A 22,171-nucleotide genomic window follows, 5' to 3' on the forward strand; every position below is an offset into this window, starting at 1 on the left:
CACGGGGACTGGGCGAGAAGCCCCACCGGGCCGCACCCGACAACGCACCCCGCAACGCGGCCCCCTACCCCACCCCGCTCAACGACAACGCGAACCGGCCCTGCTCATCCGTCCACCAGTGGGTCAACTCCAACCCCACAGAACCCAGTTCGGCCCGCACCCCCTCCCTCCTGAACTTCGCGGACACCTCGGTCCGCAGTTCCTCCCCGGCCGCGAAATCGACCGCGAGGTCGAGCGCCGGGATCTTCACGGTCTGCGCCGTGCGGGACCGCAGCCGCATCTCGATCCACTCGCACTCCGCGTTCCAGAGGGCGACATGGTCGAACGCGTCCGGATCGAAGTCCGCCCCCAGCTCCCGGTCGACCACGTCGAGCACGTTCTTGTTGAACTCGGCCGTCACACCGGCCGCGTCGTCGTACGCCGCGACCAGGACGTCCTCGTCCTTGACCAGGTCCGTGCCCAGCAGCAGCGCGTCACCCGGCGCCAGCAGGCCCCGTACGGCGGTCAGGAACGCGGTGCGCTCCGCCGGCACCAGATTGCCGATCGTGCCGCCCAGGAACGCCACCAGCCGCGGCCCCGGCGTCTCGGGCAGTTCCAGCCCGGCGGTGAAGTCGGCGATCAGCGCGTGCACGTTCAGCCCCGGCCGCTCGGCGACCAGCGCCTCGCCCGCCTGCCGCAGCGCGCTCTCGCTCACGTCCACCGGCACATAGGTGTGCAGGCCCGGCATCGCGTCCAGCAGGTGCCGGGTCTTGTCGGAGGAGCCGGACCCCAGCTCCACCAGGGTGCGCGCACCGCTCGCCGCGGCGATCTCGCCGGCCCGGCCGACGAGGATCTCCCGCTCGGCACGCGTCGGGTAGTACTCGGGCAACTCGGTGATCTTCTCGAAGAGTTCGCTGCCGCGCGCGTCGTAGAACCACTTCGGCGGCAGCGTCTTCGGGGTGCGGGTCAGGCCCTCCAGGACGTCGGCGCGCAGAGCCGCGTCCGTGGCGTCCTCGGGCAGGGTGCGGGTGAGGAGGAACGGGCTCACGCGGAAGGCTCCTTCGGCGGTGCGGAGGCGGACTCGTCGTGCGGGCGGATGGGCTCCTCCAACTCCTTGAGCGGGGTGAGCAGGACGTCCGTACGGCTCGCCGCCAGCAGCGTGCGGTCCGGGACCTCCACCCAGTGCGGATCGTCGTCGTACGGCTCGGAGGCCACGACGGTGCTGCGGCCGGGTTCGGCGAGGTACCACAGCGTGTCGCCCCAGGCCGTCGCGGCGATCGCCTCCCCGTTGGTCAGCAGCAGGTTGAGCCGTGAGCCGGGCGCCGCCCGCGCGACGTCGAGGACGGTGTCGGCGAGCGCCTGGCCCTCCTCGTCGCCCGCGCGCAGCCGGTTCAGGACCAGCGCCCACACCAGCGCGGAGTCGTTGCGGGCCTCCATCGACAGCAGCTCCGCGGCGGGCAGACCGTCCGCGAGGTGCCCCAATGACCGGGGCCAGCCGGCGACCGCCCCGTTGTGGCTGAACAGCCAGGGCCCGGCGGCGTACGGCGCCGCGGCGGCCTCGTTGTCCGCCCCCGGCACCGTGGCGTCCCGTACGGCGGCCAGCAGCGCCCCGGAGCGGACCACCCGGGCCAGGTCGGTGAAGGACAGGTCCCCCCAGATGGGCCCGGAGCGGCGGTAGCGCCCTGGCACCGGGTCGCCCTCGGCGTACCAACCGACTCCGAAACCATCGGCGTTGACCGTCCCGTGCCGCTGCCGCCGGGGCGCCCACGACTGCCGGAACAGGCTGTGCGGCGGATCCACCAGGACCCGGCCCAGCGCCGACTCCGGCCCGAGATAAGCGAGATGACGGCACATCAGCGGACCTCCGGTGAGGCGTCCCGGGCGGTGCGGAAGCCGCTGAAGATCTGCCGCCGGATCGGATAGTCCCAGTTGCGGAACGTCCCCCGGCACGCCACCGGGTCCACGGCGAACGCGCCACCGCGCAGCACCTTGTACTCGGGGCCGAAGAACACCTCCGAGTACTCCTTGTACGGGAACGCCGTGAACCCCGGGTAGGGCAGGAAGTCGCTCGACGTCCACTCCCACACATCGCCGATCAACTGCCGTACGCCCAGCGGAGATTCCCCCGCCGGATAGCTGCCGGCCGGTGCCGGGCGCAGATGTCGCTGCCCCAGGTTGGCGTGCTCGGGCTCCGGATCGGCGTCGCCCCACGGGTAGCGGGCGGAGCGGCCGGTGACCGGGTCGTGCCGGGCGGCCTTCTCCCACTCGGCCTCCGTGGGCAGCCGTCGGCCCGCCCAGCGGGCGTACGCGTCGGCCTCGTACCAGCACACGTGCAGCACCGGTTCGTCGGCCGGTACCACCTCGGTGACCCCGAAGCGCCGCCGCAGCCACTGCCGGCCGTCGCGCCGCCAGAACAGCGGCGCGTGGATGCCGTGCGCACGGATGTGGTCCCAGCCCTCGGCCGTCCACCAGCGCTCGTCGTCGTAGCCGCCGTCCTCGATGAACGCCTGGTAGGCGCCGTTCGTCACCGGAGTGGTGTCGATGTGGAACGCCGGGACGATCCGCCGGTGCGCCGGCCGCTCGTTGTCCAGCGCCCATGGCTCGGTCGAGGTGCCCATCACGAACTCCCCGCCGGGGACGAGGACTTCGGACGGACCCGTGTACAGCGGGACCGGCTCGGGGTCCGGCGCCGACAGCACGGCGGGCCCCTTGCGGAGCTGATGGGTGATCAGCATCGTCTCGTCGTGCTGCTGCTCGTGCTGGGCGATCATGCCGAAGGCGAAGCCCGCGTCGGTGAGCCGGGTGCCGTGGAAGTCGGCGCTCTCCAGCACGTCCAGTGCCCGGCCACGTACCTCCGCCAGATACCGGCGGGCCTCCTCGGGCGGCAGCAGCGGCAGTGAGGGCCGCTCGGCGCGCGGATGCTCGAAGGCGTCGTACAGCCCGTCGATCTCGGGCCGTATCGCCTCCCGCCCGGCGACGTTCCGCAGCAGCCACAGCTCCTCCTGGTTGCCGATGTGGGCGAGGTCCCACACCAGGGGCGACATGAGCGGTGAGTGCTGCGCGGTGAGATCGGGTTCGTCGACGGCGGTGGTCAGGAGTGCGGTGCGGGCCCGGGCCGTGGTCAGCGCCGCCAGCGCGCGCCCCCGGAGTATGTCGGGGTCGGCGTCGGCCGTCGGAGCCGGCGTCTCGGGTGCGGTCATGCGGGGATGTCCTTCCCGTGGAACAGATCGAGCAGATCGTCGGCGGGGCAGCGGCCCCGGGCCACATAGCGGTCGGTGTACGCCACGACCGCGTCCAGCACCTCGGGGCTCGCCCCGAGTCCGGGCAGCGCCTCGGCCGCCGCGGCGAAGCAGACGACCGCCGCCTCCCGCAGTTCGGGATCGGCCAACCCGTCCCGGGCGGCCGCCTCCCACAGCGGATTGCGCGGTGCCGGTCGCGAACCGGCCCGCTCCGCGAGGGGCTTGACGGCCCGGTACGCGGTCTCGGCGGCCTGGGGGTCCTCGAACAGCGCCGCCGTCACGGCGAGCGGCACGATCCACCCGTCCTCGCCCGGCTGCGCGTCGATCATGCGGAACTCCAGATGGCCACGCGGGCGGACCGGCGGGAACAGCGTCGTCATGTGGTAGTCGAGGTCGGCGCGGCTCGGCGGGGTGTCGGACCGCGTCCACTCCCGGAACGTCATCGCTCGGGGCACACCCCAGGGACCCTCGTCGGCCCGTACGCACATCACGGGCGCGTCCAGCACCAGCCGGGCCCACGCCGTGCGCGGGTCGCCGTCCAGCGAGGGCGCGTCCGTCCGCCCGGGGTCCATGGCGGCCCACAGCGCCTGCCGGGTCGAACGCCAGCCGGTGACCTCGCCGCGCGCCAGCGGGGAGTGCGCGAACGCCGCCACCAGCACGGCGCCGAGCTGGTGCGACAGCCACCAGCGCCGCCGGTGGCCGAGGGGGCCGGGCTCCTCGTACCCGGCGTCGAGACACACCTGCACCGAGGCGGAGGAGCACATCATGGCCCGCCCCTCGGGCCCGAAGCGGTCGAGATAGCTCTCCATCGCTTCGTAGCGGGGCTCGTGGAGGTAGCGGGTCGGGGGGTTCCAGGGTTCGTGGCCGTGGCCGCTGATGCCGAGACCCGCCTCGCGCAGCGTCGCGCGTACGGCGGTGAGGTCGGCCGAGACGGACCCGACGCACTCCATCAGGGAGCCGGCCGGTGCCGAGCTGAGCTCCAGCTGGCCGCCGGGTTCGACGGTCAGGGACGAGTTCAGGGGCAGGTCGCGCAGTGCGGCGTAGGCCGCTTCGAGTCGTGCGGGTGTTGCCGGGAGCCGCGGGTCACGCAGCTCGTGGACGTGCCATTCCAGCTCGACACCGAGGGTGCGGGGCGGACCGGTCTTGAAGCAGATGCCCCGTACCAGGGCCTCCACCTCCGCCTCGGTGACCCGGGAGCGGTGCTCCGTACAGCCACTCGTCGAATCTGACATGTCGGGATCCTCCTGAGATGCCATCTCGTCATCCAAGCCGTCGGTCCCCGCCCGGTGGGGCCGGACCGGCGGCGCGCTCGTCCCACCCAAAACCCTTGCGCCGCTTCCGCACAAGGGGGCACATCGTGGCAATGCGGATCGGGGATCTTCGTTTCCGGGAACTCCTGGCACCTCTTCCCGTACTCGTACCGGGTCATTCACGCGAGGAAACTCCGTTGCGGTCACTCACCAGGATCGCCCAGGATGCGTCCATGAGCACGACGGGGGAGTACGCGCGGGCAGCGCTCGCGCGAGACCGGGCGGGGACGCGATGAGCGCCCGCCTGCGGGGAATCGCGGACGAGACCGAGCGGATCGTGGCTGCGGGCGGCTACCGGGCCCCGGCAGGCCACGAGGTCTCCCTCGCGGCCGGGATCGAGGCAGCACGCTCCGGCACCCGCCTGTACGGCCCGGCCCCCGTGCCGTTCCCACCGGTCGGCGACCTGGTCCCGTCGACCGTCGAGGTCACCGGCGAGAGCAGTCTGGAAGCCGCCCGCCGTCTGACCGCAGCCGACCCCGCCCCCGTGGCCGTCCTCAACTTCTCCTCCGCCCGCAACCCGGGCGGCGGCTACCTCAACGGCGCCCAGGCCCAGGAGGAAGCCCTCTGCCGGGCCTCCGCCCTGTACACCTGCGTCCGCGAGGCCCGCGCCTTCTACGACCACCACCGCGCCCACCGCGATCCGTTCTACACGGACCGTGTCATCCACTCACCGGCCGTCCCCGTCTTCCGGGACGACCGGGGCACGCTCCTGGACACCCCGTACACGGCCGGCTTCCTGACCTCGGCGGCCCCGAACGCGTCGGTCGTCCGCCGCACGGCACCGGAGCGCGCACCGGAACTCCCGCGCGCCCTCGCCGTACGCGCGGAACGCGTCCTGGAGACAGCCGCGGCCCACGGCTACCGGCGGCTGGTCCTCGGCGCCTGGGGCTGCGGCGTCTTCGGCAACGACCCGGCGCAGGTGGCGACGGCTTTCCGTACCCTGCTCACGGACGGCGGCCGGTTCGAGGGCCACTTCGCGCACGTGGTGTTCGGAGTGCTGGACCGCACGCGGGGCGCCACGGTCCGCACCGCCTTCGAACGCGAGTTCAGCCGAGCGATGGGCCCCGGTCCCGCACGGCTCCCGTAGCCCCCGCTACCGACCCGGGACGGCCCGCGGACGACCGTTCGGCCGTGATCGGCCGCCGGGCCGAACGCGCCTGTCGTCACCCGTCGTCACCGTCGTGCGCCGAAAGGTCTCCGCGCACCTCGTGCAGTGCCGCTGGGCGGAACCCGCGCGTGGCAGACGATCTCGTCGCCGTCGCTCGGCCGCCGCTCCTTCCGCCACGGCGATCGCTCACAAGGGCCCTAACGCCACCCGTACCGTTCCCGCAGCCGGTGCACCACGGAGTTGAACCGCATCCGGTCCAGCGCGCACGCCTCCCGCCGCATCCCCGCCTCGTGCAGCCGCAGCACCCGGTCCACGTCCACCCACGAGTCCCGGCCCGAGCGGTCCCACGGGCCACTCCCGATCGGCACCCACTCCCGGTCCCCGTCGTGCCGCTTGCTCGACAACTGCACGGCGAGCAGGGTCCCTCCGGCCTCCCGTGCCACGACCAGCACGGGCCGGTCCTTCCCCCGCCCGTCGTTCTCCTCGTACGGCACCCACGTCCAGACGATCTCCCCGGGATCCGGGTCCCCGTCGTACGCGGGCGAGTACTCGGTCCGCACCCGCCCGACCTCACGGGGATCGGCCTCGGTGGTGGCGAAGGGCCCGTAGCGCCCCGGCACGTCCTGCTCGGCGAAGGAAGTCACGCGCTCACGCTAGCCGTTGCCGCGACCCGCGCCCCGACAGGGGCGCGGGTCCGTGTCCATGTGCGGCTCCGCCGCGTGGGCGCGACCAGCCATGTACGACCCGCAGCCGACCCCTCACAGCCGGAGCTACGGCGCACTACGACTCCTTGTCGACCTGCACCCTCTCCACGGCGACCTTCTCCACGGGCACCCCATTGACCCCCGCCGGGCCGTCTGCGGGCACCCCGTTCTGGTTCATGGACGACAACAACTGCCGCGCCAGCCCCAGCCCGGTCCCGCCCATCGTGAGCGCCTTGGCGAACATGTCCGCCATCCCGTCGGCCCCGTTGAGCAGCACCATGTTGTCGACGTTCCCGAACGCGGACGCCCCCGCCTGCACGATCTCCGGCCACCGCTCGGCCAGCTGCTGCGCGATCACCGCCTCCTGGTTCTCGGCCAGCGCGGCGCTGCGCGCCTTGATGCCCTCGGCCTCGGCGAGCCCCTTCGCCCGCGTGGCCTCGGCGGCCGCGAGACCCTTGGCCTGCCGGGCGGCGGCCTCGGCCTCACCGGTGACCTGCGTCGCGGTCGCCTCGGCGGCGGCCGCCAGTTCGGTCTCCTTGGCCTTGGCCTGCGCGGCGGAGATACGGGCGTCGCGCTCGGCCTCGGCGAGTGTTCGTTTCTCGTAGGCCTTGGCGTCGGCCGGCTTGCGGACGTCCGCCTGGAGCTGCTGCTCGCGCCGGGCCGCCGCCAGCTCCGCGACCCGGGTCTCCTGGACGACGACCTCCTGGAGGGCGGCCGCCTCGGCGAGGGGACCGGCCTGCTTGGCCCGCGCCGAGGCGTTGTCCCGCTCGGCCTGATAGCCGGCCTGGAGGATCTCACTGTCCCGGGTGGCCTCCGCCATACGGGCCGCGGCCTGCTGCTCGGCCTCGGTGGCGAGCCGGTTGGCCTCGGCCTGGGCGATACGGGCGTCCCGCTGGACGGCCGCCGCGTGCGGCATGGCCAGGTTCTTGATGTAGCCGGTCGGGTCCTCGATCTCGTGGATCTGCAACGAGTCGACGATCAGACCCAGTTTCTCCATCTCCGTACCGCACGCGGCCCGCGTCTGACCGGTCAGCTTCTCGCGGTCGCGGATCATGTCCTCGACCGTCAACCCGCCCACGATGGACCGGAGATGACCGGCGAACACGTTGTGCACCCGCTCCGAGACCCGCTTCTGCTGGCCGAGGAAGCGGCGGGCGGCGTTGGCGATGGACACGAAGTCGTCGCCCACCTTGAAGATCACCACGCCCCGGATCTTCAACGGGATGCCCTGGAAGGTCACGCACTCCACGGCCAGCTCGGTCTGGTTCAGATCGAGCGACAGCTTGCGCACGGCCTGCATACCGGGCAGGACGAGCGTGCCGCGCCCGGTGACGATACGGAAGTTCATGCCTTCCGTCAGGCCCTCCATCTTGTGCTTGGAGCCCGAGATGATCAGAGCCTCGTTCGGTTCGGCGACACGCCACATCAGCTTGAACAGAGCGATCAGAACCACAGCGACCGCTGCGGTCGCCCCCGCGATGATGCCGATGAACATCGGCACACCCCCCTAGGCCAGGTGCCCTTTCGGCACCGAACTTCGGGAGTGTCCCGCGCGGCCCAGCGGTGGTACAGGTGCCGGGAGCCCGTTGTTGCAGTCCTGATGCCAACCGGTTCCCGAAAGCCGACAGAGCGCGGCCCGGACACCTCACGGACCGTCAACTGTCGTACGCCGCAGACACGTACACGGTGCGCGGGGGCAGATACTCCATCACCATCACCAGGGTCCCCGGCTCGATCCGGTCCCTCGCGGAGGCGGGGTAGGCGAGAAAGTGCTCGGCGCCGCCCCGCACCCGGACGATCACCTCCCCGACGAGCCCGGGACCGACCGCACCGGTCACCCGTCCCATCAGCCCGACCATCGACGCTTCGTCCATGGTCACAGCGTACGGGTCGTACCCCGGGCACCGAACCCGCTCACACGGCGGGCGAGTTCGCGGGCGCGTGCTCCGGCGGCCAACGCTCGTGCCAGCGCTGGTCCGCCTCCAACTGCGCGGCCAGCGACAGCAGAAGAGGTTCGCTGTTCGCGGGGCCGAGCAACTGCGCGCCCACCGGCAGCCCGCCGTCCACGAACCCCGCCGGGACGTTCACCCCGGGCCAGCCCAGCACGTTCCACGGCCAGGCGTACGGGCAGGCCGCGATCATCGCGCGGTCGGTGCCGAGTCCGCCGAGGTTCAGCATGGACCCGACGCGGGGCGGGGGAGCGGCGGTCGTCGGCGCCAGCAGCACGTCGTACGACGAGAAGAGCGCGCCGATCCGCCGGTGCAGGGTGACCTCCGCGCGGCGGGCCAGCCGCAGCGGCGCCCCGCCGAGCAGCCGGCCGAGGCGGGCGGCGTCGAGGGTGCGTCGGTCGAGGAGGCCCTGCTCGGTGATGGCGCCGACCCGTTCGGCGATCCCGGCCGTGGCCCGCGGGATGAACGTCAGCCCGATCTGCCCGTACCGGGGCTCCGCCTCCTCCACCACGTGCCCGAGCGCGGCGAGCCGCTCCGCGAGCGCCCGCACCCGCTTCTCCACGCGGGCGTCCAGCCGTGCGGGCAGCGCGGTGAACGGCGGCTTCAGGGAGAGGGCGACGCGCAGCCGCCCCGGGTCCCGCCCGACGGCCGCGGAGGCGTCGACGGCGGGCGGCCGGTGCAGATCGCCCTCGTGGTTGCCGCTCGCCGCGTCGAGCAGGAGGGCGGCGTCGGCGACCGTGCGGGCGAGGGTGCCGTTGACGGTGATGCCCTGGAAGGACTCCGCGTGCGGCCAGGTCGAGATGCGGCCGCGCTGGGGCTTGATGCCGACGAGATGGGTCCAGGAGGCCGGGATGCGGACCGAGCCGGCGCCGTCCGAGCCCAGCGCGGCCGGTACGAGCCCGGCGGCCACGGCCGCCGCCGAGCCACCGGAGGAGCCGCCCGGGGTGTGGTCCGGGTGCCAGGGGTTCCGGGTGGCGCCGAAGGCCGGCCCCTCGGTGAACGGCCACTGCCCCAGTTCGCAGGTGTTGGTCTTGCCGACGACGATCGCCCCGGCCGCGCGCAGCCGTCGTACGGCCTCGCCGTCCTCGGGCAGCGAGGGGAACTCGCCCCGGCAGCCGAACGCGGTCGGTTCACCCGCCACGTCCATGTCGTCCTTCACGGCCACGGGCACACCGAGCAACGGCCGCCGGCCGCCCTCCGCCAGCTCCCTGTCCGCCGCCTCCGCCTCCACGAGCGCGGCCTCGGCCCGCACCCGCCGGAACGCGTTCACGGTCCCCTGGGTCGCCTCGATCCGCGCGAGCGCCGCCGTCACCAGCGCCCGGGACGTCACCTCCCCGGCAGCCAGCGCCCGAGCACACTCCACGAGACCCGGCGCACGGTCCACACCCATACGGAACACCTCCGGAAGCAGGACTTTCTACCGAACGGTAACGTCCGTGCGGCCGCCGGGGTACGGGGAGGACGAGTTGGCTGACGGGGACGGCGATTCGCGGGGGAGGAGGGGCCGCGGCAGGGCTGCCGCCTCCCTCCCCCGCGCCGTCGAGGATCGCTCAGCCGCGGGCCAAGTGGCGCATGGTGAGGGCCAGATGGAGGCGGAGCCGGCCCTGCGGGGTGCGGACCGGCCAGCCGAGGAGGGCCTCGGCGTGGATCAGGCGGTCCTGGAGGGTGGAGTGGTGGACGTTGACGGCGGCGGCCGCGGACCGCAGGCTCGCCGTCGAGGCGACCGCGTGCAGCGTCGCCAGCATCCAGGGCGAGTCCGCCGCCGCCCGCTCCACGTCCCGTACGTCGGGCGGGGGTTCGGCCCCGGGGCGGATCAGTTCGGCGAGGAGGGCGATCCCGCCGAGCGCGTCGGCGTGCACCACCCGCTCACCGGGGTCCACCGCGGTGCCCTCGGCCGTGAAGCGCAACGCGGTCCGCGCGCCGTCCCAGGACCCGGGCAGCCCGAGCACGGGCACCGCGGGCCCGATCCCCACCCGGCCCTCGGGAAGCCCGGCCGGCGGCTCGTCCCCGCGTACGCGCAGGATGCGGGGGCGGCCTCCGAGCGGGGCGACGGCGCGGGCCAGGGTCGTGGGATCGTCGGGGTCGAGGCCGAGGCGGCGGGCGGCGTGGAGGCGGGCCCCCTCGGCGGCGGTGGCGTCGAGGACGGTCTCGACGAGCGCCGGGTCGTCGGTGGGAGAGACGGGCGCACGGCCCCGGGTCCGGTCCAGCACCAGCCGGAGGACACCGGCGGCACGCTCCAGGATGACCGCGTCCACGACGCTCGGCTCGGCACCCCCGGCCCGCTCCAGCCAGAGCGCGGGCGCACCGCCCGGGGCGAGCGTGGCGGACGGCCAGTCCGGGTCCGCCGGCTGATCGCTGTCCTGGCGCCGCCCGTCGGGCTCCACCCGGACCCGCACCTGCCGCTCGGCGTCGACCAGCCGCGCGGGACACCCGGCGAGGACGGCGGCCCCGCGCACCAGCGCCTCCAGCCCGGCCCGCCCCTCGGCCAGCGTGTCGAAGTAGGCGATGACCCGCACGGCGGCCCCGGCATCGGGATCCACCGCGGTCAGCCGCCCGGCCAGCTCTTTCATACGCCCATAGTGCGGTATGGCTCCGCCGGTAGACCCGCGCGTTCGGCTGCGGGTGCGTGGGGGCTGGTCGCGCAGTTCCCCGCGCCCCTGAAAGGCCTCCGGCCTTTCGGGCCGAAAAGCACGGGGCGCAGCCTCTGCTTTTCAGGGGCGCGGGGAACTGCGCGAGAAGCTCCCACCGGACGGACGCCTGGGGGGCGAAGGGGCGCAGCCCCTTCAGGACGGGACGGGTAGGGGCGGCGGGGGCGAGGAGAACTACTCCCCGATCAACCGCCGCAACCACCGCACATGCGCCCCCCGACAGTCCCGCGACACCGCCGCCTGCGGCGCCAACCCGTCGAACCCGTGAAATCCCCCCGCCCACACATGCAGCTCCGCCACCCCACCCGCCTGCCACAACCGGGACGCGTAAGCGACGACCTCGTCCCGGAACGTCTCCGCCGACCCCACGTCGAGAAACGCCGGAGGCAACCCCGTCAGATCCTCCGCCCGCGCCGGCGCCGCGTACGGGGACACGTCCGGCCCACCCCGCCCCGCCCCCAGCAGCGCCGTCCACCCCGTCTCGTTGGCCGTCCGGTCCCACACCCCCAGCCCCGCCATCTGGTGCGCGGACGGCGAGTCGTTGCGGTCGTCGAGCATCGGGCACATCAGCACCTGCCCGATCGGCCGGGGCCCCTTCCGGTCCCGCGTGAGCAGTGCGAGCGCGGCGGTCAGCCCGCCTCCCGCACTCGCCCCGGCGATCACGATCCGCCCGGCGTCGCCCCCGAACTCGTCCGCGTGCTCGGCCGTCCACAGCAGCCCCGCGTAGACGTCCTCCACGGGCGCCGGATGCGGATGCTCGGGAGCCAGCCGGTACTCCACGGACACCACGACCGCGCCCAGCTCCCGTGCCCAGGTCAGCGGCTCGTCCACCCCGACCCGGTTGGTGCCGACGACCATGCCGCCGCCGTGGATGTGGTAGATCACCGGCAGCGGACCCCGGGTCGTGGGGGCGGCGGGGCGGCAGATGAGCAGCGAGACCTCCGGCGCGCCCTCGGGCCCCGGGACCAGCCGGTCCTCGACATCGAAGAACCCGTCCATGGTGAGGTCCAGCCGCGCCAGCAGTTCGATGCCCGGCCCCTGGCGCATCAGGGGGATGTCGTCCATGCTCAGCTCGCGCGGCACCATGTCCTTCACCGCCTCCAGCGCCGCGGCGAGTTCCGGGTCGAAGGGCGGCGGGACCAGGGTCATGGGCTTCTCCTCGTGCGGGTACCGCGTCCACGGTGCGTACCGCGTCGCGCGCCAACGGTTCGTACCGTGATGATGGGCGCCGCGGCGGCGCGCGCGGACGCCGTCGTACGGCGGAGGATGCCCGCCGATCGGCGGGTGGGCGGGGCGCGCCCGGAGCGGTGTCGCCCTCACATTCGACACACAGTTCACGCCATAGCTTTCGGGTGTCATCGCCACCGGACACCCACACGGGTGATCGGACACCGGACGGGGGAGAGGCGCCCCAAGTGCGCTGCCGCGCACCGGTCGTACGCCGTTGGCCAGGCACGGGGACACGCGTCGGGCGCGTTGGTCGACCGGTCGGACGTCCGTACGGGGTGACGCCTGTGCCGCCCCGGTGGAGATGGCGCGAAATGACTGCCCGGTTGAACAGATTTCGAACACATTCGCCAAACTGCCCTGCCACAAAGATCGGTGGCCCGAACCCGAGCTCCCGCATGGTCGGTACTCCCCGGCCGGAACGACCTTCACCGCTTCTGCAAGGATGCCGTCCTCATGGTGCAGATACCGAAAGAGCCCGCCTCGCCCTCGCCCCTGCAGCGCTCCGTGCCCACGAGCGCGGACGTGGCACGACTCGCGGGTGTCTCACGCGCGACGGTCAGCTACGTCCTGAACAACACCAGCGCGGTCCGCATCAGCGAACCCACCCGCCGCCGGGTCCACGAGGCGGCCAAGGAACTCGGCTACGTACCCCACGCCGCGGCCCGCAGCCTGCGCGCCGGCCACAGCCGCCTGGTCCTGATGCCCACCCCGAACGTGCCCGTCGGCCCGCTCTACAGCCAGTTCATCAACGAGATCCAGTGGGCCCTGAGCCGCCTCGACTACACCGTCGTGCAGCACGGCGGCATCGGCCTGCGCGGCGACGACGCCGCCCGCGCCTGGGCCGAACTGCGCCCGGTCGCCGTGATCGTACCCGGCGTCGGCATCGGCCCGCAGGGCGTGGCCGTCCTCAAGCGCTCCGGGGCCAAGGCCGTCGTCACCCTCACCCCCGAACCCGTCGAGGGCGCCCACGCGCTGATCCTGGACCACGCGGGCGTCGGCCACAGCGCGGGACGGCACCTGGTCGAGCGCGGCCGCCGCCGGATCGGGGTCGTCGTGCCCGAGGAGCCCGGCTTCGGGGTCTTCTCCCAGCCCCGCCTGGCCGGCGTACGACGCGCGGTGCTGGGCACGGAGGCGACGGTCACCGAACTGCCCCTCGCCTACGACGAGGCCGCCGCCGCCCGGCTGGCCCGTGACTGGCGATCCCTCGGTCTGGACGCGGTGTTCGCGTACAACGACGAGTACGCGATGCTGCTGATGCGGGCCCTTCAGGACGAGGGCATCGGCATCCCCGACGAGACGGCCGTGGTCGGGGCCGACGACCTGATGACCGGGCGGCTGCTGCGGCCGCGCCTCAGCACCGTCCACCTGGAGCTGCCGTCCGGACGAGACCTCGCGGAACTGGTCGACCGCGTGGTGCGCGACCCCGCCACGATCCCCACGACGCACGACGTTCTGGCCGCGAGGATCGTCCACCGCGAGTCGAGCTGAACGTGCCGAGCCCAACGGGCGCCGGAGCGGGGCGCGTTCGGCCCGCCGCGCGCTCCGACCCGCACCCCCGGCACCCGGTGCCTCTCACGCCGGCACCGGGCCGGCGCGGCTCACTGGCCGTTCTGCTCGACCTGTGCCTGCTGCTCGGCGACGGCCTTGCGGACCTCGTCCATGTCCAGTCGGCGGGCCTGGCCGATGACGTCGGTCAGCGCGGCCTCCGGCAGCGCGCCCGGCTGCGCGAACACGGCGACCTGGTCACGCACGATCATCAACGTCGGGATGGACTGGATGCCGAAGGCCTGGGCCAGCTCGGGCTGGGCCTCGGTGTCGACCTTGCCGAACACCAGGTCGGGGTTGTCGTCGGCCGCCTTCTCGTAGACCGGGGCGAACTGCCGGCAGGGCCCGCACCAGGACGCCCAGAAGTCGATCAGGACGAACTCGTTGTCGGTGACCGTCTGGTCGAAGTTCTCCTTGGTGAGCTCCACGGTGCTGCTCATGGCGTACATCCCTCTTCCTGGTCCGTCTAGGTGCTCGGGCGAGCCGCTCTCGACAACGCCACCCCACGGTGGCGTATTCCGCGCGCGTACCCGTGTGGCCACGGCGCACACCACCAACCAGACTGGCCCCATGACGGATACGGAAAACACCGGAACCACCGAGAACGCGGCTGAAGCGACGGCGATCGAGTACGACGTCGTGGTGCTCGGTGCCGGACCCGTGGGGGAGAACGTCGCCGACCGCACCCGCGCCGCCGGACTGTCCACCGCGATCGTGGAGGGCGAACTGGTCGGCGGCGAATGCTCGTACTGGGCGTGCATGCCCAGCAAGGCCCTGCTGCGCCCCGCGATCGCCCGCGCCGACGCCCGCCGCGTACCCGGTCTGCGCCACCTGGTCGACGGCCCGCTGGACGCCGCCGAGGTGCTCGCCCACCGCGACTACGAGACCGCCCACTGGAAGGACGACGGCCAGGTCGGCTGGCTGGAGAGCGTCGGAGCGACCCTGTACCGGGGGCACGGGCGCCTGGCCGGGGCCCGCCGCGTGGTCGTGGACGCCCCCGACGGCGGACGGCAGGTGCTCACCGCCCGGCGCGCGGTGGTCGTCTCGACCGGCAGCCGCGCCCTCCTGCCCGACCTGCCGGGACTCGCCCAGGTCCGGCCCTGGACCAGTAGGGAGGCCACCAGCGCTCAGGAGGTCCCCGGCCGGCTGATCGTCGTCGGCGGCGGTGTCGTCGCCGTGGAGATGGCCACCGCCTGGCGGTCCCTCGGCTCCGAGGTCACCGTCCTCGTCCGCGGCAAGGGCCTGCTGCCCCGGATGGAGCCCTTCGCCGGCGAACTGGTCGCCGAGGCGCTCACCGAGACGGGTGTGGACGTCCGCACGGGTACGTCGGTGACGGCGGTCTCCCGCGAGAACGGGACCGTGGTGGCCCTCACCGACACCGGCGACCGCCTGGAGGCCGACGAGATCCTCTTCGCCACCGGCCGCGCCCCGCGCACCGACGACATCGGGCTCGACACCGTCGGCCTGGAACCCGGCTCCTGGCTGCCCGTCGACGACAGCCTCCGGGTGACCGGCAGCGACTGGCTTTACGCCGTCGGCGACGTCAACCACCGGGCGCTCCTCACCCACCAGGGCAAGTACCAGGCGCGGATCGCCGGGGCCGCCATCGCCGCCCGCGCGGCCGGTGTGCCGCTGCTGGAGAGCGACCCGTGGGGCGCCCACGCGGCCACCGCCGACCACGCCGCCGTCCCCCAGGTCGTCTTCACCGACCCCGAGGCCGCCGCCGTCGGGCTCTCCCTCGCCGAGGCCGAACAGGCCGGCCACCGCGTCCGCGCGGTCGACGTCGAGTTCTCCTCCGTCGCGGGCGCGGGCCTGTACGCCGACGGCTACCGGGGCCGCGCCCGCATGGTCGTCGACCTGGACCGCGAGATCCTGCGCGGCGTCACCTTCGTCGGCCCGGCCGTCGGCGAACTCATCCACTCCGCCACCGTCGCCGTCGCCGGAGAGGTCCCGATCAATCGCCTCTGGCACGCGGTGCCGTCGTACCCGACGATCAGCGAGGTGTGGCTGCGGCTGCTGGAGGCGTACCGGGGCTGAACCACGCTGAAGAGGGCCGAACGGGGGCGGCCGGCCCGCGTGGCTAGTCGGGCAGGAGGAAGCCCAGTTCGCGGGCGGCCCTCGCCGGGGTCGGGTCGTTCCAGCGGTCGGCCATCGCCTGGTTCGAGGAGAGCGACCGCGGTTCGGCGTGGTCGAGATAGAGCGTGCCGTTGAGGTGGTCCGTCTCGTGCTGGACGATCCGGGCGGGCCAGCCCGCGAACTCCTCGTCCACGGCCCGCCCGTGCTCGTCGAGCGCCCGGAGCCGCACCTTGGCGTGCCGGGCCACCACGGCCTGCCAGCCCGGCACGCTCAGACAGCCCTCGTAGAACGCGTCTCGGAACGACCCGACCGCCTCGTACGCCGGATTGACCAGGACACGGAACGGCTGCGGCACCCGGCCCCGGGCCAGCCGCACCTCCTCCGGCACCGGCGCGGGGTCCTCGATCACCGCGATGCGCAGCGGGACGCCGACCTGCGGTGCGGCGAGGCCGACGCCGGGTGCCGCGTGCATGGTGGCGCGCAGGGCGGCGACGAAGCGGGTCAGGAGGCCCGCGTCGAGCTGGCCGTCGAAGGGCTCGGCGGTGCGGCGCAGCACCGGGTCGCCCGCGGCGACGATCGGCAGCGGCCCCTCATGGGCGAGGAGTTCCTCGACCCGGTCGCTCAGGGGGCGGGACTCGGTGCGGTCACGTTCGGAAGCCATCGGGCCAGGATGCCAACCGGGCCCGCGCGACGCGAGGCGGCTCTCACGGAGGCCGCCCGCGCGGGAGACACGACACCGGCGGCATGCGTGTGACCCGCGTCACATGAAGTGCCGGGAACTCGGTGGACGCCCGCCCCGACTACTGAACCGCCACGACGTCCCCGCATCCCGGAGCATCCGCCGATGACCATCGCCCCCTCGACCGAGACGGACGAGCCCCAGAAACCCCTCGCCCAGCCGGAAGGCCCGACGAGGGGCTGGGCCTCGCTCCGGCCGCTCGTCCTGCGGCTGCACTTCTACGCGGGCGTTCTCGTCGCCCCGTTCCTGCTGGTCGCCGCGGTGACCGGTGGCCTGTACGCCGCCTCGTTCTCGGTCGAGAGGATCGTCTACGCGGACCAGACGACCGTCGCGAAGATCGGCGACGCGAAGCTGCCGATCTCCGAGCAGGTCGCCGCCGCCCGCAAGGCGCACCCCGAGGGCACCCTTTCCGCCGTACGCCCGTCTCCCGAGGACGACGCGACGACCCGGGTGATGCTGACGGGCGTCGAGGGCATCGACGAGACCGACACCCTCGCGGTGTTCGTCGACCCGTACACCGCCGAGGTGCGCGGGGCGCTGGAGCAGTACGGCTCCACGGGCGCGCTGCCGGTGCGGACCTGGATCGACAAGTTCCACGCCAACCTCCAGCTCGGCGAGACCGGCCGTCTCTACAGCGAACTCGCCGCCAGCTGGCTGTGGGTCGTCTCGGGCGGCGGCCTGGTGCTCTGGTTCGCCCGTCGCCGCGCCCAGCGCAAGGTGCGCGGCACCTCCGGCCGCCGCCGCACGCTGGGCCTGCACGGCACGGTCGGCGTGTGGGCGGCGCTCGGATTCTTCTTCCTCTCGGCGACCGGTCTGACCTGGTCCACGTACGCCGGCGCCAACATCGAGGTCCTGCGGACCGAACTCCACCAGGCGACCCCGGCCATCTCGTCCGCGGCGGGCGACCACGGCGCCCACGGGGGCGGCTCGACGGACGGGACGACGGCCGCGGAGGGCGACCTGGACAAGATCCTGGCCGCCGCGCGGACCGAGGGCCTCGGCGACCCGGTGGAGATCGTCCCGCCCGCCGACGCGTCCTCCGCGTACGTGGTCAAGCAGGTGCAGCGCAGCTGGCCAACCAAGCAGGACGCGGTGGCCGTGGACCCGGCGACCGCCGAGGTCACCGACACGCTCCGGTTCGCCGACTTCCCGATCCTCGCCAAGCTGTCCCGCTGGGGCATCGACGCCCACACCGGCGTCCTGTTCGGTCTGGCCAACCAGCTCGTCCTGCTCGCCCTCGCGGCCTCCCTCGTCGTGCTGATCGTCTGGGGCTACCGCATGTGGTGGCAGCGCGGCCGCGCCTCGTCCTTCGGGCGCCCGGTCCCACGCGGGGCCTGGCAGCACGTACCGCCCCAGATCCTGGTCCCGGCCCTCGCCGTCATCGCCGTCCTCGGCTACTTCGTGCCCCTGCTCGGCATCCCCCTCGCCGTGTTCATCGCGGTGGACATCGCCCTGGGTGAGATCGCCCACCGACGCGGCAAGCGGTCGTACGGCGGGCGGGTGGGGGCGAAGTAGCGCGGGGGCCGTGGGCGTCGGTGTCGTGCGCGGGCTGCGCGGGGGCCGGGGCTGTGCGGGCTGCGGGCGTCGGGGCGCACGTGGTCGGTGGTTGCCCTGTGCCCCACTCCCCGTCTCCGGTCGGCTCCGGCTCCCCGCAGCCCTCGGCCCCCTGTGCCCCGATCGCCCCTGCGTCGCGCAACTCCTGCGCCGCGCAACTCCTGCGCCGCGCAACCTCCTGCCCGCGCACCCCTGAGCCGGGGGATGTCGCCTACCGCGGCGCGGCCAGCTCCGCGTTGTACCGCTCCGTGATGAGTGTCAGCGCTCGACCGGCGGCGGCGAGCTCCTCGGCCGGGATGCCGGCGTAGATCCGGGCGGTGATGGGGGCGGTCTCGGCGCTGGACCGGTTGTAGACCTCGCGCCCGGCCTCCGTGATCCTGAGCCGCGACGGCCGCGCGGCGTCCGTCTCCACGAGCCCCGCGGCGACCAACTCCTCGACCACGGGCCGTATCTCGCCCTTCTCGACCTTGAGCGAGTCGACGACCCGGCCCACGAGTTCCTCCCGGTCGACGGGTTCCTCGGCGACCGCGACGACCCGGAGCGTCACCGACTGCTGGAACGTCAGGCCGTGCCCGGCGAGCACCTTCTCCAGCACCGCGCGGGCGGCGTAGTGGGCGAGGGCGACGACCCGGGGGTCGAGGGCGGGTGCGGCGGTGGTGGTCATGGTTGCTCCTTCTCGTGTGCCTGTTCGGTGGACGGCACGAGCGGTACTTCGAGTGGTACGTCGAGCAGCGTGGTCAACTCGCGGGCGAACTCCCGGGTGCGAGCGCCGTCGAGACCCCCGAGCGGCTCCAGCAGCTGCCCCATCAGCCCCTGGACGACCTCGATGGCGCGCCGGGTGACCTCGCTCCCCTGCTCGGTGAGCGTCAGCTGCACGGCGCGGGGGTCGCGGGGGTCCCGGGCGCGTTCGACGAGTCCGGCGGTCTCCAGGGCGCGGGCGAGCTTGGAGACGTACAGGGCCTCCAGGCCGGTGTGGTCGGCGAGCTGCCGCTGACTGGGCCGCAGCCCGTCCCGGCGCATGCCGTGCAACGACGCCACCAGCGCGTACTGCGCGTGCGTCAGCCCCAGGGGAGCGACCGCGCGGTCGACCGCGACCCGCCACTTCATGGACAGCCGCCAGACCAGGAAACCGGGCGTCGCGCCCTCGATGACCGCACTCATGGCAGATACCGTACATGGCTACTATAGCCATGGCTAGTATATTGCTCGGGGCGGGAGAGGGCGAGAGCGGCGCACGCCATGCGGGCCGAGTGCCCCTCCTGCTGGGCCAGAGGACGGCTGACGGGGGCGGCCGGACCGGGCTAGGTTGTGGTGCATGAGCAATCTTGATCGCCGGCCGGTGCCCGCGGTGTGCGGCGGCCGGGGTTTCGTGGTGGCCGAGCCGGTCCGTGAACTCCTCAGCCCCCGCCGGGTGAAGCTCGGCGAGTCGACCGAGGTGCGGCGCCTGCTGCCCAACCTGGGCCGCCGGATGGTGGGCGCGTGGGCCTTCGTCGATCACTACGGCCCCGACGACATCGCCGACGAGCCCGGCATGCAGGTGCCGCCGCATCCGCACATGGGTCTGCAGACGGTCAGCTGGCTGCACCAGGGCGAGGTGCTGCACCGCGACTCCACGGGCAGCCTCCAGACCATCCGCCCGCGCGAGCTGGGCCTGATGACCTCGGGCCGGGCCATCAGCCACTCCGAGGAGAGCCCGAAGTCGCACGCCCGCCTCCTGCACGGCGCCCAGCTGTGGGTGGCGCTGCCGGAAAGCCACCGGCACACCGACCCGCGCTTCGAGCACCATCCCGAGCTGCCCGTCGTCACGGCGGCCGGCCTGAGCGCCACCCTCATCCTCGGCAGCCTGGACGGCGCGACCTCGCCGGGTACGACGTTCACGCCGATCGTCGGCGCGGACCTCACCCTCACACCGGGCGCCGACCTGCGCCTTCCGGTCGAACCCGACTTCGAGTACGCCGTCCTGTCCATGTCCGGCGAGGCCCATGTCGACGGCGTCCCCGTCCTCCCCGGCTCCATGCTCTACCTCGGCTGCGGCCGCACCGACCTCCCCCTCCGCGCCGACACGCCCGCCTCCCTGATGCTCCTCGGCGGCGAGCCCTTCGAGGAGGAGCTGATCATGTTCTGGAACTGGATCGGGCGGTCCCAGGACGAGATCGAGCAGGCCCGACGCGACTGGACGGAAGGGACACGTTTCGGCGAGGTGAAGGGATACGACGGCGCTCCGCTGCCCGCGCCGGAACTGCCGCCGGTGCCGTTGAAGCCGCGGGGGCGCACCCGCTGACCCGCAACAACGCCGGAGGCATCGTGGCTGCTGCCTGTGGAGCGGGGGACATCGGCCCCCACCTCTTCGACTGCTCGCCGGGATGGGCATGAACGGCTTCCCCGACCAGGCCCCTGGTTGCCGCAGGTGTGGCAGACGGGCCTGATGTCGAGCACAGGACGAGTGGTGACCTGGCACGCGATCGCGTGGCGTCGTGCTGACAGAATGTTGCGCTGTGTCACCGGCCCTTGCCGACCCAGCCTGAATACTCGGCCGTACAGACGGGCTGCTGCAGGTATGCCCCGGGTGCGTCGGTCCCGGGCTGACGGCATGGTGGGTGCCTCAAAAGGGCGGGGGAGCCTCTGCTTGACTGCTGTATGGATCCAGTCGTAAGCGCACCCAGGCCTTGTAGTAGCCCAGATCCTGGGGCCCTCGATCCACCCTGAACAGCGGAATCGTGGCGTACTCCCAGTCTGTGTCGCGCCGACTGAAGTAGTCGAGGCTCAGAAGCGCGTCAGCAAGAACTATCGAAACGCTCTGTTCATCTCTGAAGAGGTCCTGGATCTGTCGATGACGCCAGAGCTCATCAAGTTCTGCGACAGTTTGGGCGGCGCCATCGGTCTCGGCGGGATCAGCGTAGGGCCCGAGGTGCGCCAGGACGTGCAGCGTCGATCCGCCATAGCCGCCTGGGATGCGCGAGCGTTGTAGCGAGTCCTCAAGGGCGGAGAGGATGGTGGAGGTCGTAAGGCTGGGGTCTTCTCGTCTGGCATCGACGCTGATGACACTGCCGGCACTCATGTCACGGCGGTGAGGGCCCTCGTGCGCGTACCCGATGTCCGAGAGGGCATCGTTCACGATGAGCCGGATCGCGCGACGATCACGGACGCTCAGATCCCAGGGGCGCGCCCACTCGATGCGTAGCGCGAGTATGGGGGCCGGTGTTGGCGTATCAACCCGGGTGGAGAACGTCTGCGTCAGAGCGAACCCTTCCGTCCGCCCATGATGATCCTCCTCGGCTTCCGTCGCTGCCAGCCAGAGGCCGTGCAGCCTCTGTTCTTCCAGAGGAAAGTCAGACCCGGGCGTGGATTCGCACAGAGCCTCCGAGAGCAACTGAATCAGCCCCCACGACGGTAAGCGACCGCTTGAGAAGGCGTCATGGATTCGGCTCTTGCTTGCGACGTGCGGGCCCACGAGCTTCGTGAGTTCTCGGGTCGAGGGTCTGCCGGCGCGGCGGTGCAGGTCGTGGAGCGCATCGTTCAAGTCCTTCAATCTGCCGACTGGCAGATCCGGCCGCCTGAGCTCTGGCACAGCTTCCCCCGATGCCTGTCCGATTCCGTCCTATCGTGTCCGACGTCGGCCGCCACCGTCTAGCGCCGTCCTGCGGAGCGATCTCCAAGCCAGGCTGCTGGTAGCGCAGTCGAGGTGAAGAGGAGCAGGGCATGACACCATCCACCCCCTTGTGGCAGGCCGTTGTCGAAGGGGCTTTGGCGCAGGTGATGGGTTCCGTGATCGTGGTAGGTCTCTTTGCGGCCGTTCGCTCAGTTCGGCGGAGGGTCCGCCAGTCGGAGACCGAGGCGGAGGGCGATCAGGCGTAGCCGATGTCTGTGGGCACGGGGCGGCAGCGCGCCTCGCGGGACCAGATCGCACAGTGTGCAGTGCTCGCCTCACCAGAGGCTGAGCCGGCCGACCGGCCGACCGGCGGACACAGCGGCTCGGCTGCGGCTCGCGATCGCCTGCTCCGATTCCTGGTTCGCCCGGCCGACACTGATGGCGGCCCAGATCGCGCGCGAGCCTCCAGCAGGACCGCGCAGATCAGCGAGGGGGCTTCCC

20 protein-coding genes are annotated in these 22,171 nt (G+C 72.8%); 5 read left to right on the plus strand and 15 right to left on the minus strand.

The window, feature by feature from the left end; genetic code table 11:
* Window positions 1-64: 64 nt before the first annotated feature.
* The 4 genes from egtD to egtA are packed head-to-tail and all read right to left on the minus strand — an operon-like array spanning window position 65 to window position 4,450.
* Entirely contained in the window at window positions 65-1,027 is a 963-nt protein-coding gene (gene egtD / locus ACZ52C_RS25750) for an L-histidine N(alpha)-methyltransferase (protein WP_469076968.1), read from the minus strand.
* Complete coding sequence (egtC, locus tag ACZ52C_RS25755) at window positions 1,024-1,833, minus strand: ergothioneine biosynthesis protein EgtC (protein ID WP_469076969.1); 810 nt, start codon at window positions 1,831-1,833, stop codon at window positions 1,024-1,026. The genes egtD and egtC overlap by 4 nt, the downstream gene beginning before the upstream one ends.
* A complete protein-coding gene (egtB, locus tag ACZ52C_RS25760) occupies window positions 1,833-3,179 on the minus strand; it encodes an ergothioneine biosynthesis protein EgtB (protein ID WP_469076970.1) in 1,347 nt (448 codons plus the stop codon). The genes egtC and egtB overlap by 1 nt, the downstream gene beginning before the upstream one ends.
* Complete coding sequence (egtA, locus tag ACZ52C_RS25765) at window positions 3,176-4,450, minus strand: ergothioneine biosynthesis glutamate--cysteine ligase EgtA (RefSeq protein WP_469076971.1); 1,275 nt, start codon at window positions 4,448-4,450, stop codon at window positions 3,176-3,178. The genes egtB and egtA overlap by 4 nt, the downstream gene beginning before the upstream one ends.
* A gap of 310 nt (window positions 4,451-4,760) precedes the next feature.
* On the opposite strand from egtA, the gene ACZ52C_RS25770 reads away from it, so the two are divergent.
* Window positions 4,761-5,615 (plus strand): TIGR02452 family protein, encoded by an 855-nt coding sequence (locus ACZ52C_RS25770; protein ID WP_469076972.1) that lies wholly within the window; start codon window positions 4,761-4,763, stop codon window positions 5,613-5,615.
* Between the two features lie 218 nt (window positions 5,616-5,833).
* Here the strand turns inward: ACZ52C_RS25770 and ACZ52C_RS25775 are convergent, their stop codons facing one another.
* From ACZ52C_RS25775 to ACZ52C_RS25800, 6 genes are all read right to left on the minus strand, one after another.
* A complete protein-coding gene (locus ACZ52C_RS25775) occupies window positions 5,834-6,280 on the minus strand; it encodes a type II toxin-antitoxin system PemK/MazF family toxin (RefSeq protein WP_086797967.1) in 447 nt (148 codons plus the stop codon).
* Window positions 6,281-6,416: 136 nt separating this feature from the next.
* Window positions 6,417-7,835: a flotillin family protein gene (locus ACZ52C_RS25780; RefSeq protein ID WP_469076973.1), complete on the minus strand. Its 1,419-nt coding sequence runs from the start codon at window positions 7,833-7,835 to the stop codon at window positions 6,417-6,419.
* Between the two features lie 160 nt (window positions 7,836-7,995).
* On the minus strand, window positions 7,996-8,220 hold the full coding sequence (locus ACZ52C_RS25785) for a hypothetical protein (RefSeq protein ID WP_045561539.1): 225 nt from the start codon (window positions 8,218-8,220) through the stop codon (window positions 7,996-7,998).
* A gap of 34 nt (window positions 8,221-8,254) precedes the next feature.
* Window positions 8,255-9,679, minus strand: a complete 1,425-nt coding sequence (locus ACZ52C_RS25790; protein WP_469076974.1) for an amidase — start codon at window positions 9,677-9,679, stop codon at window positions 8,255-8,257.
* Between the two features lie 160 nt (window positions 9,680-9,839).
* Window positions 9,840-10,859 carry a helix-turn-helix domain-containing protein gene (locus ACZ52C_RS25795; protein WP_469076975.1) on the minus strand — a complete coding sequence of 340 codons (1,020 nt, stop codon included), beginning with the start codon at window positions 10,857-10,859 and terminating at the stop codon, window positions 9,840-9,842.
* Between the two features lie 252 nt (window positions 10,860-11,111).
* Window positions 11,112-12,086 carry an alpha/beta hydrolase gene (locus tag ACZ52C_RS25800; protein ID WP_469076976.1) on the minus strand — a complete coding sequence of 325 codons (975 nt, stop codon included), beginning with the start codon at window positions 12,084-12,086 and terminating at the stop codon, window positions 11,112-11,114.
* A gap of 534 nt (window positions 12,087-12,620) precedes the next feature.
* Here ACZ52C_RS25800 and ACZ52C_RS25805 point away from each other — a divergent pair.
* On the plus strand, window positions 12,621-13,655 hold the full coding sequence (locus ACZ52C_RS25805) for a LacI family DNA-binding transcriptional regulator (protein ID WP_469076977.1): 1,035 nt from the start codon (window positions 12,621-12,623) through the stop codon (window positions 13,653-13,655).
* Window positions 13,656-13,765: 110 nt separating this feature from the next.
* Here the strand turns inward: ACZ52C_RS25805 and trxA are convergent, their stop codons facing one another.
* Entirely contained in the window at window positions 13,766-14,152 is a 387-nt protein-coding gene (trxA, locus tag ACZ52C_RS25810) for a thioredoxin (protein ID WP_319234898.1), read from the minus strand.
* Window positions 14,153-14,282: 130 nt separating this feature from the next.
* On the opposite strand from trxA, the gene ACZ52C_RS25815 reads away from it, so the two are divergent.
* On the plus strand, window positions 14,283-15,749 hold the full coding sequence (locus ACZ52C_RS25815) for a dihydrolipoyl dehydrogenase family protein (RefSeq protein ID WP_469076978.1): 1,467 nt from the start codon (window positions 14,283-14,285) through the stop codon (window positions 15,747-15,749).
* Window positions 15,750-15,792: 43 nt separating this feature from the next.
* On the opposite strand, the gene ACZ52C_RS25820 is transcribed toward ACZ52C_RS25815, so the two are convergent.
* Entirely contained in the window at window positions 15,793-16,449 is a 657-nt protein-coding gene (locus ACZ52C_RS25820; RefSeq protein WP_469076979.1) for a peptide deformylase, read from the minus strand.
* Window positions 16,450-16,632: 183 nt separating this feature from the next.
* Between ACZ52C_RS25820 and ACZ52C_RS25825 the strand changes: the two genes are divergently transcribed.
* Window positions 16,633-18,042 (plus strand): PepSY-associated TM helix domain-containing protein, encoded by a 1,410-nt coding sequence (locus ACZ52C_RS25825; RefSeq protein ID WP_469076980.1) that lies wholly within the window; start codon window positions 16,633-16,635, stop codon window positions 18,040-18,042.
* Between the two features lie 250 nt (window positions 18,043-18,292).
* Here the strand turns inward: ACZ52C_RS25825 and ACZ52C_RS25830 are convergent, their stop codons facing one another.
* Window positions 18,293-18,745: a MarR family winged helix-turn-helix transcriptional regulator gene (locus ACZ52C_RS25830; protein WP_469076981.1), complete on the minus strand. Its 453-nt coding sequence runs from the start codon at window positions 18,743-18,745 to the stop codon at window positions 18,293-18,295.
* Window positions 18,742-19,242 carry a MarR family winged helix-turn-helix transcriptional regulator gene (locus ACZ52C_RS25835; protein ID WP_469076982.1) on the minus strand — a complete coding sequence of 167 codons (501 nt, stop codon included), beginning with the start codon at window positions 19,240-19,242 and terminating at the stop codon, window positions 18,742-18,744. The genes ACZ52C_RS25830 and ACZ52C_RS25835 overlap by 4 nt, the downstream gene beginning before the upstream one ends.
* Window positions 19,243-19,396: 154 nt before the next feature.
* Here ACZ52C_RS25835 and ACZ52C_RS25840 point away from each other — a divergent pair, with 154 nt between their 5' ends.
* Complete coding sequence (locus ACZ52C_RS25840) at window positions 19,397-20,362, plus strand: pirin family protein (protein WP_469076983.1); 966 nt, start codon at window positions 19,397-19,399, stop codon at window positions 20,360-20,362.
* A 321-nt stretch (window positions 20,363-20,683) separates the two neighbouring features.
* Here ACZ52C_RS25840 and ACZ52C_RS25845 read toward each other — a convergent pair whose 3' ends face one another.
* Window positions 20,684-21,601: a hypothetical protein gene (locus ACZ52C_RS25845; RefSeq protein ID WP_469076984.1), complete on the minus strand. Its 918-nt coding sequence runs from the start codon at window positions 21,599-21,601 to the stop codon at window positions 20,684-20,686.
* Window positions 21,602-22,171: the final 570 nt, after the last annotated feature.

This window comes from Streptomyces sp. NPDC034049 (genome assembly GCF_055575575.1).